The following is a 13,806-nucleotide window of genomic DNA, read 5'->3' as shown; positions in this document are numbered from 1 at the left end:
ACGATGTCTTCCGGAAGTCACTTCACGTATCGGCCAGTGCGGGAAGAGTTGGCCTACACCTTCGGCGGGCGGATTCCGGTAGCGCATGTGCGCTCCGGTGACGTGTTCACCGTGCACACCGAGGACTGCTTCGGCGGCCGGGTGCGCGGTCCGGTGGATCTGCCGTCGCAGGTGTGCGCGATGCCGTATCTGAATCCGGTGTCGGGGCCGTTCTTCGTCGAGGACGCCGAACCCGGCGACACCCTCGCCGTCCACATTGCGGCGATCGTCCCGGCCCGGGACTGGGGTGTGTCCGCGACGTTCCCGTACTTCGGGGCGCTGACCTCCACCGGGCACACCGCGACCCTCCAACCACCCCTCGACGAACGCGTCTGGGTCTACCACATCGACCCCACCGCCGGAACCGTGCGGTACTGCGCCACCACCAGCGACCACAGCGTTGAGCTGCCGCTGGATCCGATGATCGGCACGATCGGCGTCGCCCCCGCCGCGATGGAAACCCGCGCGACGATCGTTCCGGACTACTACGGCGGGAACCTCGACACACCCGAACTGCGCGCCGGCACCACCCTCTACCTCGGCGTCAACGTCCACGGTGCGCTCCTCGCCCTCGGTGACGGACACGCCCGCCAAGGCGAGGGTGAAGCGTGCGGGGTCGCGGTGGAGATCGCCACCGTCACCACCCTCGCCGTCGAGGTCATCAAGGGCGGCCTTCCCACCGCATGGCCGCGGCTGGAAACCGACAGCGGGATCATGTCCGTCGGCTGCGCCCGACCACTCGAGGACGCCTACCGCATCGCCCACCACGACCTCACCACCTGGACCGCCGACCTGTGCCGTCTGGACACCCTCGACGCCTACCAGCTCATCGCCCAAGCCGGCCGGGCGCCGATCGGCAACGTCTGCGACCCCAACTACACAATCCTCGCCGCCATCGACAAAGCCCACCTCCCCCAGCCGCAGCCCGCCTACGCAGACGCCCACGCCCGGCTCCGCAGCCTCACCCAGGGGCAGCCATGACCGCGCCGGTGCCCGGGCTGCCGCTGCGCGACGAGCTGTACCTGCTCGCCCACAACGACGACACCGGCCAACCCCACATCCACCGCCAAGCCCTGGCCCTCGGTCTCGCCGGCGCCGTCCTCATCGACCTCGTCCTCACCGGCCGCACCACCCTCGACGGCCACGGCCAGGTTGGGGAGCAGCGGGTTCGGCTGCACCTCGACCGGCCCGTCGGCGACCTCATCACCGATGCCGCCCTCACCAGCCTGCGCCACACCCGGCCCGCCCCACCGCTGCGCCACTGGCTGCGCGGGTTCGCCGACGACCTCTACGAACGCACTCGCGCCGGCCTGCACGCCGCAGGGATCCTCCGCCACACCAGCCACCGCCGACTCGGCGGGCTGATCCGCGCCGACACTTACCTGCCTACCCATCAGCGGTGGCCCGTCATCGCGCGCGCTCGCCTGCGCTACCTCGCCGACGGCCGCGAGCAACCCGACAACCACACCGCCGCTCTCGCCGGACTCGTCGTCGCTCTCAACCTCACCGGTCACCTCTATCTCCACGACGACACCACCACCGTCGCTGCCCAGCTGCGCGCTATCGCCGAGCAACACCACCGGCCCGTCCGCGACATCACTACCGCCGTCGACGCCGCAGTCGGCGACCTCGCCACCGCCACCTACCGCTAAACACGAGGAAGGAACCCCGACACCGTGATGCTCCGCTCGACGGTCCCCACCGGCTTGGCGGTGAACCTGGTCGGCAGCGTCCTGCTCGCCGACTGCTTCGCCAGCGCCCCCGGCCATCCGAGGCCCGCGTCGACTGCGCCCACGGTCGCCGGTAGCCGATCCGCCACCACGCACCCGAGCGCCACCGGGCCAGGATTGACCCCGTGGCAGCGGCTCACCGCCCTCGCCGACCCCGTCGACATCACACTCGGCGAGGCGCCGAGGAAAACGGACGAGCACCTGCCCGGCGGCCTGCACCCATACCTGCTCGACGCACTCCTGAAAGACGCGGACGTGCTGGCCGGCGCGGTAGCGCCCCGAGAACTGGCCACCGACCTCGCCTATCCCCGGCTGCTCATCAGCGGTGTCGTCGCGCTCGTGAGCAGCCGATACCTCAACCAGGCCCAGCGGGCGACGAGCCTGCGCGTCCTCGCCGACGTTCCCGTCATCACCTACCGCGGCCAGAGCACCGGCCTGACGTTCGCCGTCACCGCCGACGGATCCACCTCGCAGCTCCTGGTCGACCCGCAAAGCGGCGAGGTCTTCGCCGCGCACGAACGGCTGACCGGCCGCCGGGCGGGCCTGTTCTCGTACGTCCTCATCCTCGAACGCGGCCACACCACCTACGCCGGCGCCCCGTCGGACCCTGACCGGCCGGCCACCAACCTCCACCGTCGCAGGCGCGATCAGCAGCAGGGGTCACCCGAGCTGCGACGCGTAGCCACTGCAGCACCAGGCCACCGCATCATCGCCACCGCCTACCGACAGCGGCGAAGGAAAGGGGTACGTCCTCATGGATCTACGCACGTGGGTCGGCTCTGGCCGTCGAACGGGCCCGAGAGAGCAACCCCGCCAGGAGTGGCAGGTGCGAGCATCTGGGAGCCGTCGGTGATGTCGTCGCAGCTGCAGACGCCGGGCGCCGGCCCCACGCCAGATCGGCCGCGCTACAGAACGGAGACGACGCCTCCGCACACCCCGCTGCGGCCGACGTGGGCATGCCGGGCCTGCGGTCAGCCGTGGCCGTGCCCGCAGGCCCGGCTGCTGTTGAAGGTGGAGTACGAATCGGCGCTTGCCGCGCTCTCGATCTACCTCAGCGGGCTGATGTTCGAGGCGATGCGCGACCTGTTCCACCTCAACCCACACGACGGGCCGAGCCCGCAGGAGATGTTCGACCGCTTCGTGGCCTGGGGCCCGTTCCGACGATCGATCCTGGGGCAGCGGTGAGCAAGCACCGCAGCCTGCCAATGGTGAGAGGGCCTCCAGGACCGCCCGGCGGCGTCACCTCTACATCACCGCTCGACAGCCGTTGGCTCGCATCACCGCCTCGACGGCGACGTGATACGCGCTCATCCCCGTTCGCGATCAAGGAGGAATTTTGAGCATCACCGCAGACAGATCCGTCACGACCGTCGCTCAGGATCCGCGCACGCTCGTGTCGGCTGAGTTGTTCGACAAGCTGACCCGCTACTTTGCCGCCCGGCAGGAGGTGAGCCACACCTACGCCGAGCGTGCAGTCGGGCAATTCCTGGTCTTCCTGAAGGCCCACGCCGACCAGGCCGGCAAGCCCGAATTCGGGATGCTCCTGCCGACCGGCGAGTCCTACCGGGTCGTGCCCACCCGACCGGTCGACGCCGTCTGGCACGCCCTCCTGCAGATCAGTGAGCCCTACACCGCCGCCTGCCACCAGATCGCCGGCCACTACGTGCACCACCGGCCGATCCTGACCGAAGCCATGCGAGACGGCACTGCCATCACCTACACCCGCGCGGCGTTGCACGACACCGGCTACCAGGTCGACATGGAATTCTGGGGCGGTGAGGCCGAGTCCTGCTGTCCGCCGAACCCGCCGCAGCCCGGCCGGTAACAGGAGAACCTGATGCGCAGCGACTGGACGACCCTGCCCCGCAGCGTGATCACCAGGATCACCGACCAGGTCGGTGGAGCGTTCGAGGCAACCCCGGCACCCGACGGAAACCACGCACAGATCGCCTCGACCGTCACCGGCCCGTCCGGACCGGTCTTCGTCAAAGCGGCCTACGGCGAACGGGGCGTCCGATCGCTGCGCTACGAGCTGGCCGTCACCCCAGCCGTCGACCGGTACCCGCCAGCGCTGCGGTGGCACTTCGAGGCCGATGGCTGGCTGGTGGTGGGGACCGAGCATCTCGCCGGTCCCCACCCCGACCTGTCCCCCGGCAGCCCTGATCTCGACCTGCTCACCGCCGCCTTGAAAGACCTCCAGCAGACGCCGGCGCCGGGCGATCGGTGGTTTACCCCGGCCGACCGGCTCGGGTTCACGCACCCGGCGATGGACGGCGGGACACTCGTGCACTCCGACCTCAACCCGACCAACCTGATCATCACCCCGCACGGCCTGCGCATCGTCGACTGGGCCTGGGCCACCAAGGCAGCGGCGTGGGTCGAACTCGCACTACTCGTCCAATGGCTGATCGGCAGCGGCCACACCGCCGACCAAGCCGAAGACTGGCTCGGGCAATTCCCGGGCTGGACGGCCACAGGCGCTGACGTGCTAGACCACTTCGCCTCGGCCAACGCCGCGAAGTGGGCGGCCAAGGCCCGGCACAACACCGAGGGCTGGGTACAGGACCTCGCCCGATGGACCGGCGAGTGGGCGATCCGCCGGGCCCACGGGTGCGTCGCTCAAGGCCGTGAGGCACGGCCGAGGGCCCGGCAGTCTTGGCAAGCGGCAGGCTATCAAAGGTCACCCCACGCCACAGGATCTCGGCCCGACCAAGTCAGGGATGAACTCGCGCGCTGAGCGCCCCAACCGCAGGGAGCCAACGATGGCCGATCCGCTCGACACTGTCACGGAGGCGGCTCGCTCTCGACTGGTCGACACGTTGCTCGCCGACGGTGCGATCACCTCACCGGCCGTGGAAGCGGCATTCAGACGGGTCCCGCGCCACCTGTTCACGCCCTCGGGAGTCAGTGTCGTGGCCGCGTACGCCGACGACGTGGTGGTTACCCGCCGCGGCCCGGACGGCTACGCGACCAGTTCGATCTCCGCGCCGTGGCTTCAAGCCGCCATGTTGCACGCCGCTCACCTTCAGCCCGGCGCACGGGTGCTGGAGGTCGGATCCGGCGGCTACAACGCCGCGCTCATCGCGGAGGTCGTCGGTCCGCACGGCATGGTCACCAGCATCGACATCGACCCCGCCGTCATCGCCCACGCCCGCACCGCCCTCGACACCGCCGGCTATCCGCACGTTGCGGCGGTGCACGCCGACGCGGACGAAGGATGGGCGGCGGCCGCCCCGTACGACGCCATCATTGTCACCGTCGAGACCAGCGACATCCCACCCGCCTGGACCGACCAGCTCGCCCCCGACGGCGTCCTCGTCACGCCGCTGCGGATGCGAGGTCACACCCGCTGCCTCACCCTCGTCCGCGACGGCGTACACCTCGTCGCCACCAATGCCCTCGTCTGCGGCTTCGTCCCGATGCAAGGCGCCGGCGCCGCCCCTGTCAGGCAACACCAACTGCGCGGCGACGACGTCACCGTATTCGTCGACGACCCTGTCACCGAGGCCCTGGATCTCCGCGCGCTGCCCGCCGCCCTCGACGGACCGCGTCACGACGCTTGGTCGCCGGTCACTACCCCACCGGGGATCCCGTTCGACACCCTGCACCTGTGGCTGGCCAGCCAACCCCACCCTCACGGTCTGCTCGCCGTCGACCGGCAGCGCGCAGCCGACCTGGCACCGCAGAACTGGGGGGCCTGCCCGGCCCTGCTCACCGCCGACAGCATCGCCTACCTCGCCACCCGCCAACTCGACGACACCACCTGGCAGTTCGGCGCCCACGGCTACGGACCCCGCGCCACCACACTCACCAGCCGCATGCTCGACCTCATCGCCGCGTGGGACCGCCGCCACCGACATCCACCCGGCCCGCACATCGCCGTCTACCCCACCGACACCGCACCCAGCCCCACCAACCACCTGCGGCTACTGATCCCCCGCCCGCACACCACCATCGCGATCACCTGGACCAGCAACGGCCAGCCCGCATAACCAGCAACGACCCCTCCACGCCTGCGCGAACCAGCGTCGCAAACAGAAGCGGCAGACCAGCCCGTGACGGCGTCCTCGCCCAAGTTCTATCCCCGCCTCACGCCGCAGCCCACCCTCTTGCGTGCGCGGTCAAAGGGATCTGCGGACCGCGGCGGCTCCGCAGGCCAGCACGAACGCGAGCGCGACCAACGCGATCCGCAGCCAGGGCACATCCCGCGCCGGCCGGACACCGATCGATGCCGCCAGTCCCAACTGGGCCAGCAACAGCACACACACGGCGAGGCTCAGCGCCCGATACGTGTTCCCGAATTCGAACCAGAACACCCAGGTTCCGGCGATGGCGGGGACGACCATCAGCAGGCTCAGACCGATCAGCGGGACGGCAAGCCTCCACCGCATGCGGGCATCCATCGCCGCTACCTCCGTCTACCGCCGTCGCCGCCGCCGGCAAACACACTGCCACCCTGCGGTCAGCAAGAGCTCCATGCGCAGCGGATCCTCGGCCTCGGCGGCAGACTGCCGCAGGAAGCCGATCACCGTCCCCCATGGGCTCTCGCGTTTCCCGTACGGTGTCCCTGCGCCGTAACGAGCAAATCACCGTGTGCGTTGGCCATCTCGCGGGGGCTGAGACTGATGTTCGGAGACAGAGCCAACGTTCGGCTGTCCTTGGCAAACCTCGACTTCCTCGGCGAGGATGACACGCTGCGCACGAACGCCGGCACACGCTGTCGACGAGTTCGCTTCCCGGTCCGCGCCGAGGCTCCTCTCCGGCCAGGACCGCACAGCGTCCGTGAGCCTGCTCCTCACCAGATCCGGACAGGTGGAGGACGTGACGATCAGCCGCGACTGGCGACGCCAGGCCGGCGTGACCCGTATCGGGGAGGCGGTCTACGAGGCATACACCGGCGCGCTGGGAAGCCTCCTCGAAACCACCGCACTCGAGGAGTTACAGCGAGACCCGCCCGCCCCAGCACGACCAGCACAGCCGCCGGCCACCAGCAAGGAGCCCGAACTCGACCAGGACCTCTGGCTACAGCGCACGTGGGGTGCCCTGCACACCATCGACGCCGAACTCGCCCGGCTGACCCACGCACCCGAGCAGCCCGAGCAACGGACGATCTCCAGTCCGCACGGCTGCCTGACGCTTCACCTGCGCGGCACGGGCATCACCGCGATCACCGCGGACTCCGCGCGCGTCGCCGGCACGGACACCGAACAACTACGGTTCGAGACCCGATTACTCTTCCGGACCTACGAACTTGCCCGCCCCGGCGGAACGGAGGCGCGGCGATGAAGGACCTGGAAGTCATCACCGACGCGCTGCGCGACGAGGGCAAGAAGTGGCTGGCGATGTCCGACAGCATCGCGGAGGTCAAGACAGCCGCCGAACAGCTGCAACATCGCCAAGTGGAGCGGTGACGCGGCGATCGCGTACAACGCCAAGGCCACCAAGCAGAAAGCCGCGATCGACGAGTCGGTGCTGAAGGCCGAGTTCATCAGCCAATGGCTGTTCAAGATTGCCCGCTCGAACGTCGATTACGCCGTCGAGCTGGCCAAGATCGTCACCGGACTCGCCGGCAAGTTGGCGCAGGCCGCCACCGAGGCCAGCACGGTCATCGACATCCCCTGGGCCATCTCCACCCTCGCCAAATCTGTCGGTGACCTCGTCACCGCCGGCCTCAACACCCTGCTCACCGTCGGGCAGCGCTTCATGGACGCCCTCGGCAACATCCGGGACATCGCCACCCAGGTCGGTGACTACTCGAAGCTACCCGGAAGCCAGTGGCCGCAAGCCGTTCGGGACTGACCCAGAATAAGGTGCCCCTCTCCAGAGGCCACAGCGTGCGCTACCCGGCAAGCGTGTGCGTTCACGGCAAATCGGAAAGGCAGTGGCTCGGGGCGACGAGTCAAGGCCTCTCAGGCCGTCGGCACCGCCGCTTGCGTGGCCCGCAGGATCGCCAACAACTTCTCCGCCAACACCGACTTCGCAACGTAAGACTCGCCGCCGACGGCGAGCCACACCTTTACCACCAGGTTGCCGGTACGCGCGTGCACCATGTACTCGGCGTACTTGAACCCCGGTGATGACCGCTTGGTGAAAGCCTCCGCCTCCTCCCCCACGCCCGGCACAGCTCCGGCGGGCGTCATCCCCGTAGCCCGCCGCGTCCCGCGATACAGCTGCCGCGCCTCGTCGGCCGTCGCGAGCGTCGACGCCTCGACCCGAAGATTCGCCTGGTAGCCGCCCTTGGTCCGCAGCTCGAACAGGCAGGCGGTACCGGGTCGAGCCAGCGGCGGCCGCGGATCTTCGCGCGTCACCTCGGGCGCCAGGTCCGCCACGACCTTCACATCGGTCCTCGCGCACAGGTCCAGCCCGTCCGCGGTGTACGCCGAATCGGCGGGTGCTGTCGGGCCGGCTGTGACGCCGGAAGCCGAGGCAGATGGCGGGGTGGGCGCCGCGACGGGACCGTCAGCGCCCTCACAGCCGGCCACCGCTGCGGCGAGCAGGACGGCAGCGGCGACGGCCGGGAGACGGACCGAGGTAGGCACGACCCGAACATACCCGCTGTCACCGAACGCGACTTTCCGTGCAAGCGACGACTAGGGTTCACGTATGGCCGCCCGTGAGACACCGGAGCAGATCGCCCGCACGAGAACGGTCACCACCGAAGCAGTCCTCGGCGGCAGTGTCGACTTGCGCGTCTACCCGTACCGGCTTCTCACCGTCCTGTCGCATCGTGGCGTGGGCGGTGACCAGGTCACGCAGGCCGTCGCCGCCGCGGAGGTGCTGGAACGATTCGGCTGGGAACTGATCACTGTCTCCGAGTTCGCGAGCAGCAGGATGGTCTACGCGATCATGCGCCGACGGTGACGCCAGACTTTCCATGACTACCGCGGGGCGCCGTCGCGGAGGCGGCTGCCGGGCGATGCGTCCACCGAATGAAAATTATGGGCATGCCCCGTGGGCCCCGTGACACTGCCGCGGCATGTGTTTCCTTGCCCTCGGCAAGCATCTGATCCGTAGTCCGAGGCTGCGAGCGCATACTTCTAGGAATACGACTCTACACAAAACGCGTCCGACCGCAACCCTTCCGATCCATTCGAGTCCGGGTACTTCCTCGCAGGTCCACGCCCTGTAGGGGCATCTAATTCGCAGTCGTCGATAAGGAAGCGGGCGTGGCGCTTCCCACTGAGTTCGGTTGGTTAGCGGTACGTTCGTGACAGTTCCCCGACGTCCGAGCAGCCACCGAGCAGCCACGATCGCCGCGAACCCAACCGCCGCCGCCTCCGCCGCCACAGACGTCACGGCGCCGGCCGGATGCCTTGCCCTCACATTCCGATCCAAATCCCTGATCTAGTTCAACCGGAGATCCTGTCTTCACTGACGGGGATTCCCTTGGCAGCGAACCACTCGCCTATCTGCTTCCACATACTCGCTGGCCAGTATCGACGGCGGACCGCGCCGGTGTCGCTGAACTGGCCGAGCTGTTCGACCGCATAGGTGTTGCCGATCTCGTTGAGTAACATCGAGGACGCTTGCACGGTGCCCGGCCCGAGCCGATCGAGCGCGCCAAGGTCCACGACTGCCTCGGCAGGCGCCGAGGATGCCACTGAGGGCATCCGACTCAGGGAATCCGCTCCCCAGTCTGTCCGCCGGCAGATTGCGATGGATCGCTCCGGCGACGCGGCGACGAGCCGCGCATGGAAGGTGGCGTTGCCGCCGGCGTAGCTGCGCGTTGTGGCGTGCTCCGCAAGCGTGGCCACTGCGGAAAACACGGTAAGTGCGAGCTGTACGTCGGCGATCAGGTGCGTTGAAGTGGCCCCGTCGTCCACCGATTCGCCGTCGGCGCCCACCCGTTGCCACTCGCTGGATCGCTGCGACTCGTCGTACAGCTCGAACGCGAAAACACCACTACCGTCGGAGTGCAGCTCAACCACCGCTCGAGTCAGATCAGCTCCGTCCCGCAACGAGGCGTCGGCGCAGAGCCGGCGGCGTCCCACGCGCGTCCGTTGGAACGTCCGACCGTAGAACTGTGGCTGTGTGACTGGACGGTTCAAGAACTCGGCTTCGAAGCGGCGGAATGTCGCGGAGTCGATCTGAAGGTCACCTGGAAGGTCTGGTACGAGCGACACCAACAGCCACGGTCCGGCCGCCGGGGATAGCCGGCCAGCCAACTCTTCCTGGATGTCGGTCGCGTGATTTGCCCGGTCTGAACGGCTGTCGAACCGAGCGCGGTAGGCAGTGGCGACCTCGGCTTCCGAGAGGTAGTGGGTTGTTCGTCCGTGCCGGCGTGGGAACCGCAGGGCGTTATTGACTACCACGGCGTGAGGTGCGGAAGCGCTGCGGGGTACGGCGATCAGGATGTAGCCGCGCTCTTGAGCATCGGTACCGGCGGTGGCTGTCGGGTCCGGTTTGATGGCTCGGATATCCAGTGGCACCAGCGGTGCGCAGTTACTCGCGACCGTTTGGAAGAGTCGGTTGATTTCCTTGTCGGAGAAGTCGACCGGCTCGTCGGCCCGCTTCGCTACACCCTGGCTGTCCTCGTCCAAGCCCACGATGATGACGCCTCCGGCACTGTTGGCCAAGGCGGCGACGTCGGCGGCCAGGTCCCGTTTCGCGCCTTCGCTGTTGCCGTAGGTCTCCCTCTTGAAGTCCAGGTCGAAGTCCTCATGCACCCCGTTGTCGATCAAAGCGTCGATGTGATGGGCGGTCAGCTGATCGACCGGGGCGCCGAGCACAACGTCGAGACGGCGAGAACGCAGAGCAGCCATCCGACGATTGTCCTCTCCGCCATCACTCGTGACGAGTGCGCCCCGCTGTCGCCCGCCTCGGTGCGACCAGTAGCCGGACAAACCAGGGTGGGAGGATCTTCTGCGCGCTACCGGCGGGGCGAGACAGCGTCGATGAGAGTCCGACTCAGGGTGCGGCCCACCTCGGCAGCCCCCGGTCCAAGCGCCGCTAGGGTCATCAGCTCGTCGGGCGGAACGTGGATTGGCTCGTTCGACAGCATCAGGCTGGTGGCCCGCTGACGCGGCTGCCCGCTGACTCGGCCCACCGACATCATCTGCGGGTTGTTGACGCCGACACCGATCGCCACCTGGCCGCCGTCGAGAATCCCCAGACCGCCGATGAGACGCAGCAGTCCGGCGATCTGATCAGGCAAGGCATCCGGGTCAAGAATGGCGCCCATCCCGTCGCCCGGCAGTGACGCCCACGCCGAGGTCTGCCCGTCGGCGGCCGTGCGCACGCCGAGCAACTGCGCCGCGCGCACCTCGTCCTACCGGCTGCTCCGAACCGGAACCGTGACGACCACGGCACCGCCCTGGCGGGTCGCGGTCAGCGGGTCGGCGGCGTGGACCTGACCGCTGGCGCGCAGTCGCGCCGGCAGGAGCTGTTCCAGCTCGGCCATCACCCGGGCCGGCCGGTTCGTCCCCGTGGCAGGAAGGACATGAACCTCGACGGCCGCCGGAAGGCTCGGGGTGCTGCCACGGCGATCCTCGAAGTCCGAGCGCCAGGTCACCGTCATCGGGCGCGGCAGGGGCATGAAGGCCAGCGGATTGCCGGCGCTCTCCAGCTCCCTGAGCTTCGCCGCGACCTTGGTCTGCAGCTCGGCGGTCGTGGCGAACGTCTCGTAGAACACGCCCGTGCCGTAGTCACCGATGGAGCGCACGAACTCCTCCTGGGCGGGCTCGAACGTCACGCCCAGCTTGCGGTACACCAGCCGGGGCATGCCGGCGGTCTTCGCGGCGATCCACTCGTCATGGGTCGGCGACTGCCCGGTGTCGGGCAGCGGGTCGCCATAGCGGGGACCCAGGATCAGCACGTACACCTCGGCCGAGGTGACGCCCTTCAGGCACGCCTCACGGCTTGGCAAGGTCTGGGCGGTGAAGTCCTCGAAGCGCACCGGCGTGTGCCCGAGCGCCGAGATCAAGCCCGGAAGTGCGTCGCGCTCCTCTTCGAGTTCTCGCCGAACACTGCTGATGAAGACCCTCATGCCCTCATTCTCCCCCGCGCCCGCCGTTCCCCACCGGCGGCATGTCTGCAGACGACACCTCGAAGGTCGATGCGACTACGGTGTGCGCGCAGGGCGCCGGCGCCGCTGCGGATCGGACGCTCGCCGGCCTGCTTGTCGACCACGCCGGATAACGCACAGGGTTCGTACGGCGCCCCTGCTCGCAACCCTCGTGCCACCTTATCCTGCGAACGCCAACCCCCTTGGTGGGGTGCAGAAGCGGTCCACCGGCGCTGGTCGACTGCCCCGAACGGGCCGGGCGTCGTCGCCTTTCGGAGGCCGGGCCGCTCCACATCCTGGCTATTGTCAGGCCTTGACTGCGGTGTTGTTGTAGGCGGCGCGGGATGCGGTGATCAGTGAGGCACCGAGTTCCGCCGCCTTCTGGGGGGTGAGCCGGATCGTCGTGCGGTCCCAGCAGCCCGACAGCAACGACGCGGCCAGGCCCCGGACCGTGCCGTGGTCCAGCCCGTCGAGCTTGGTCATGTCGGCGGTGCGCTGTTGCGGGTTGTCGATGGCCAGCGTGACCGATGGCGGCTCGTCGCCGTACCCGTCGGGCGAGTTGAACGCCTCAAGGTCGACCGTAGCCACCTTAGGTTCATTGGCGTCGTCGCTGTGCTGGCCGTACACGGCGGCTACATGCCGGTCGTGCAGGCGGACGCCACCTTCGGAGCGGCAGTCCCCGGCGCACCACACCGGGCACTGCGGCTCGGCCGGCCTCGCCGGGGGAAGCAGGTAGCCGGCGTGCGACCACATCGCGAAGTCCACCACCGCGTCCACCGCCTGTTCCTCGGTGCAGTTCAACCGCGCGGCCTGCTCAGCGGCGCTCAGGCCCTGCTCGGTGAAATGCGCGGCGAGGCCTCCGCGCAGGACGCTGATCTTCTGCCCGGCCATCAGGCCCTCGTCGTGGATCACCCGGTCGACCAGGGTCCGGTCGAGGCTCGGCCGCTCCGGCGTCCGTGCTGGAGCAGACAATGCCGGAGCGGCCCCGATCGGCTGGCTATCTGCATCCCGCGCCATTGCCACAACCTGGCCGACCGCCGTTTGCACCTGTTCGGCCTCGTCGAGGGTGAGGCGCAACGCCGCCGTCGCGCCCTCGATGACAAACGTCACCACCGGCTCGACCGCGTCGGCGTGCTGCTCCAAGTCGACCTCCAGCCGCTGCGGCCGGTACGCCTGATCGCGGCACGACTCGCCGGCGGTACTCACCGAGTTGTGCAGCGACAACAGCACCGGCGGCGAGTCGTCTGGCAAGTGGATTCGATCATCGAGGTGGTCGCCGTCGAGGTGGGTCGCGTTGCACCATGACGGGCACGCCCGCTTCAGCCAGTACGGCCGGTGCGTCTGGCGGGCTAACGTGACCGCTTTCCTGATGGATGTAGCGAGGTAGCCGGCGTCAGCCAGGTTGAGCGGATCCCGGGCGGACACGACCAACTCCGCCGGTGCGCTCTCGTCGGGCTGATCAAGGTGCTCCAGTGAGACGATCACTACCCCTATCCCGCTGACCTCGCCTTCATGGGTTTCCATCACCGTCCGGGAGTGCCGCCGGGACCGGCCGCCCGGACTACACGATGCCTCGCCGGCGTGGACTGTGACGCACCACGGCGGGCACCCGTCGAGGCGCGCCGCCATGTGCGAGCTGGGAATCTGATCCAACATATCGACCATATCGAAATCTTTATGCATGTTCTTCGCCTGAGGACGGACACCGTGTCCATCAGGCTTCGGAGCGACGACAACGGTGATCATCCTTCATGGCTGGCGGTGGCAGCAGCGGTTTCTAGGAGCGATGGCATGGGTCCTTGGTTCACACCCAGACCTGTCGGCCTGGCGCTCGCCGCGGCAAACTGCTGACCATGGCAACGACCGCGAATATCAAGGGCTCGCCGGTCGGCGCGGCCGAGCAGGCGTGGTTGACCCGCGGAGGTGGGAGCATCGGCGCGGCGAGTCTGCTGGCCGATGTCGGCCATGAGATGCCCACCGCGTTGTTGCCGAGTCTGCTGACCTCGACCCTCGGTGCCCCAGCTGCGGCGCCCG

At 68.6% G+C, this 13,806-nt stretch carries 16 protein-coding genes; 10 read left to right on the top strand and 6 right to left on the bottom strand.

The genetic code is table 11. The features are described 5' to 3' along the window. Positions 1-3: 3 nt before the first annotated feature. The 6 genes from ABIH81_RS19380 (at position 4) to fxlM (ending at position 5,761) form a co-directional block, all read left to right on the top strand. Complete coding sequence (locus tag ABIH81_RS19380) at positions 4-1,020, top strand: acetamidase/formamidase family protein (RefSeq protein ID WP_349881158.1); 1,017 nt, start codon at positions 4-6, stop codon at positions 1,018-1,020. Continuing rightward, on the top strand, positions 1,017-1,691 hold the full coding sequence (locus tag ABIH81_RS19375; protein ID WP_349876302.1) for a GPP34 family phosphoprotein: 675 nt from the start codon (positions 1,017-1,019) through the stop codon (positions 1,689-1,691). Before ABIH81_RS19380 ends, ABIH81_RS19375 begins: the two co-directional genes overlap by 4 nt. A 930-nt stretch (positions 1,692-2,621) precedes the next feature. Continuing rightward, positions 2,622-2,954, top strand: coding sequence for a hypothetical protein (locus ABIH81_RS19370; RefSeq protein ID WP_349881157.1), 333 nt, complete (start codon positions 2,622-2,624; stop codon positions 2,952-2,954). 151 nt (positions 2,955-3,105) lie between these two features. Further along, the gene (locus ABIH81_RS19365; RefSeq protein WP_349876301.1) at positions 3,106-3,594 is read left to right on the top strand and encodes a hypothetical protein; all 489 of its coding nucleotides are present in this window, start codon (positions 3,106-3,108) and stop codon (positions 3,592-3,594) included. A gap of 12 nt (positions 3,595-3,606) precedes the next feature. Further along, on the top strand, positions 3,607-4,506 hold the full coding sequence (locus ABIH81_RS19360; protein ID WP_349876300.1) for an aminoglycoside phosphotransferase: 900 nt from the start codon (positions 3,607-3,609) through the stop codon (positions 4,504-4,506). Next, positions 4,490-5,761 carry a methyltransferase, FxLD system gene (fxlM, locus tag ABIH81_RS19355; RefSeq protein WP_349881156.1) on the top strand — a complete coding sequence of 424 codons (1,272 nt, stop codon included), beginning with the start codon at positions 4,490-4,492 and terminating at the stop codon, positions 5,759-5,761. Before ABIH81_RS19360 ends, fxlM begins: the two co-directional genes overlap by 17 nt. Positions 5,762-5,890: 129 nt before the next feature. On the opposite strand, the gene ABIH81_RS19350 is transcribed toward fxlM, so the two are convergent. After that, positions 5,891-6,172 carry a hypothetical protein gene (locus ABIH81_RS19350; RefSeq protein ID WP_349876299.1) on the bottom strand — a complete coding sequence of 94 codons (282 nt, stop codon included), beginning with the start codon at positions 6,170-6,172 and terminating at the stop codon, positions 5,891-5,893. 418 nt (positions 6,173-6,590) lie between these two features. Between ABIH81_RS19350 and ABIH81_RS19345 the strand changes: the two genes are divergently transcribed. Genes ABIH81_RS19345 through ABIH81_RS19335 form a run of 3 tightly spaced genes read left to right on the top strand, consistent with a single transcriptional unit; the run spans position 6,591 to position 7,568 of the window. Then, the gene (locus ABIH81_RS19345; RefSeq protein WP_349876297.1) at positions 6,591-7,055 is read left to right on the top strand and encodes a hypothetical protein; all 465 of its coding nucleotides are present in this window, start codon (positions 6,591-6,593) and stop codon (positions 7,053-7,055) included. Continuing rightward, entirely contained in the window at positions 7,052-7,180 is a 129-nt protein-coding gene (locus tag ABIH81_RS19340; RefSeq protein WP_349876296.1) for a hypothetical protein, read from the top strand. Before ABIH81_RS19345 ends, ABIH81_RS19340 begins: the two co-directional genes overlap by 4 nt. 58 nt (positions 7,181-7,238) lie before the next feature. Next, entirely contained in the window at positions 7,239-7,568 is a 330-nt protein-coding gene (locus ABIH81_RS19335; RefSeq protein WP_349876294.1) for a hypothetical protein, read from the top strand. A 110-nt stretch (positions 7,569-7,678) separates the two neighbouring features. Here the strand turns inward: ABIH81_RS19335 and ABIH81_RS19330 are convergent, their stop codons facing one another. Continuing rightward, positions 7,679-8,308 (bottom strand): hypothetical protein, encoded by a 630-nt coding sequence (locus ABIH81_RS19330; protein ID WP_349876293.1) that lies wholly within the window; start codon positions 8,306-8,308, stop codon positions 7,679-7,681. A 64-nt stretch (positions 8,309-8,372) separates the two neighbouring features. Here ABIH81_RS19330 and ABIH81_RS19325 point away from each other — a divergent pair, with 64 nt between their 5' ends. Continuing rightward, positions 8,373-8,630, top strand: coding sequence for a transcriptional regulator (locus tag ABIH81_RS19325; RefSeq protein ID WP_349876292.1), 258 nt, complete (start codon positions 8,373-8,375; stop codon positions 8,628-8,630). Positions 8,631-9,118: 488 nt separating this feature from the next. On the opposite strand, the gene ABIH81_RS19320 is transcribed toward ABIH81_RS19325, so the two are convergent. The 4 genes from ABIH81_RS19320 to ABIH81_RS19305 form a co-directional block, all read right to left on the bottom strand. Beyond that, on the bottom strand, positions 9,119-10,531 hold the full coding sequence (locus ABIH81_RS19320; RefSeq protein WP_349876291.1) for an RNA-binding domain-containing protein: 1,413 nt from the start codon (positions 10,529-10,531) through the stop codon (positions 9,119-9,121). A 107-nt stretch (positions 10,532-10,638) separates the two neighbouring features. After that, entirely contained in the window at positions 10,639-11,031 is a 393-nt protein-coding gene (locus tag ABIH81_RS19315) for a hypothetical protein (protein ID WP_349876289.1), read from the bottom strand. Positions 11,032-11,037: 6 nt separating this feature from the next. Beyond that, positions 11,038-11,754 carry a DUF4062 domain-containing protein gene (locus ABIH81_RS19310; protein WP_349876288.1) on the bottom strand — a complete coding sequence of 239 codons (717 nt, stop codon included), beginning with the start codon at positions 11,752-11,754 and terminating at the stop codon, positions 11,038-11,040. Positions 11,755-12,078: 324 nt separating this feature from the next. Beyond that, positions 12,079-13,518 (bottom strand): hypothetical protein, encoded by a 1,440-nt coding sequence (locus ABIH81_RS19305; protein WP_349876286.1) that lies wholly within the window; start codon positions 13,516-13,518, stop codon positions 12,079-12,081. Between the last annotated feature and the right edge of the window lie 288 nt (positions 13,519-13,806).

The organism is Micromonospora sp. HUAS YX12, from assembly GCF_040215685.1.
Classification (GTDB): Bacteria; Actinomycetota; Actinomycetes; order Mycobacteriales; family Micromonosporaceae; genus Micromonospora; species Micromonospora tulbaghiae.
The sequence above is the reverse complement of the archived record's forward strand: the minus strand, read 5'-3'. Positions and strand labels throughout refer to the sequence as shown.

Excerpts from the sequence above, each read along its gene's own strand:
- ABIH81_RS19370 (WP_349881157.1), top strand. The coding sequence starts at position 2,622 with ATGTCGTCGCAGCTGCAGACGCCGGGCGCCGGCCCCACGCCAGATCGG.
- ABIH81_RS19380 (WP_349881158.1), top strand. The coding sequence starts at position 4 with ATGTCTTCCGGAAGTCACTTCACGTATCGGCCAGTGCGGGAAGAGTTG.
- ABIH81_RS19350 (WP_349876299.1), bottom strand. The coding sequence starts at position 6,172 with ATGGATGCCCGCATGCGGTGGAGGCTTGCCGTCCCGCTGATCGGTCTG.
- ABIH81_RS19320 (WP_349876291.1), bottom strand. The coding sequence starts at position 10,531 with ATGGCTGCTCTGCGTTCTCGCCGTCTCGACGTTGTGCTCGGCGCCCCG.
- ABIH81_RS19325 (WP_349876292.1), top strand. The coding sequence starts at position 8,373 with ATGGCCGCCCGTGAGACACCGGAGCAGATCGCCCGCACGAGAACGGTC.
- ABIH81_RS19360 (WP_349876300.1), top strand. The coding sequence starts at position 3,607 with ATGCGCAGCGACTGGACGACCCTGCCCCGCAGCGTGATCACCAGGATC.
- fxlM (WP_349881156.1), top strand. The coding sequence starts at position 4,490 with ATGAACTCGCGCGCTGAGCGCCCCAACCGCAGGGAGCCAACGATGGCC.
- ABIH81_RS19340 (WP_349876296.1), top strand. The coding sequence starts at position 7,052 with ATGAAGGACCTGGAAGTCATCACCGACGCGCTGCGCGACGAGGGCAAG.
- ABIH81_RS19310 (WP_349876288.1), bottom strand. The coding sequence starts at position 11,754 with ATGAGGGTCTTCATCAGCAGTGTTCGGCGAGAACTCGAAGAGGAGCGC.
- ABIH81_RS19375 (WP_349876302.1), top strand. The coding sequence starts at position 1,017 with ATGACCGCGCCGGTGCCCGGGCTGCCGCTGCGCGACGAGCTGTACCTG.
- ABIH81_RS19305 (WP_349876286.1), bottom strand. The coding sequence starts at position 13,518 with ATGATCACCGTTGTCGTCGCTCCGAAGCCTGATGGACACGGTGTCCGT.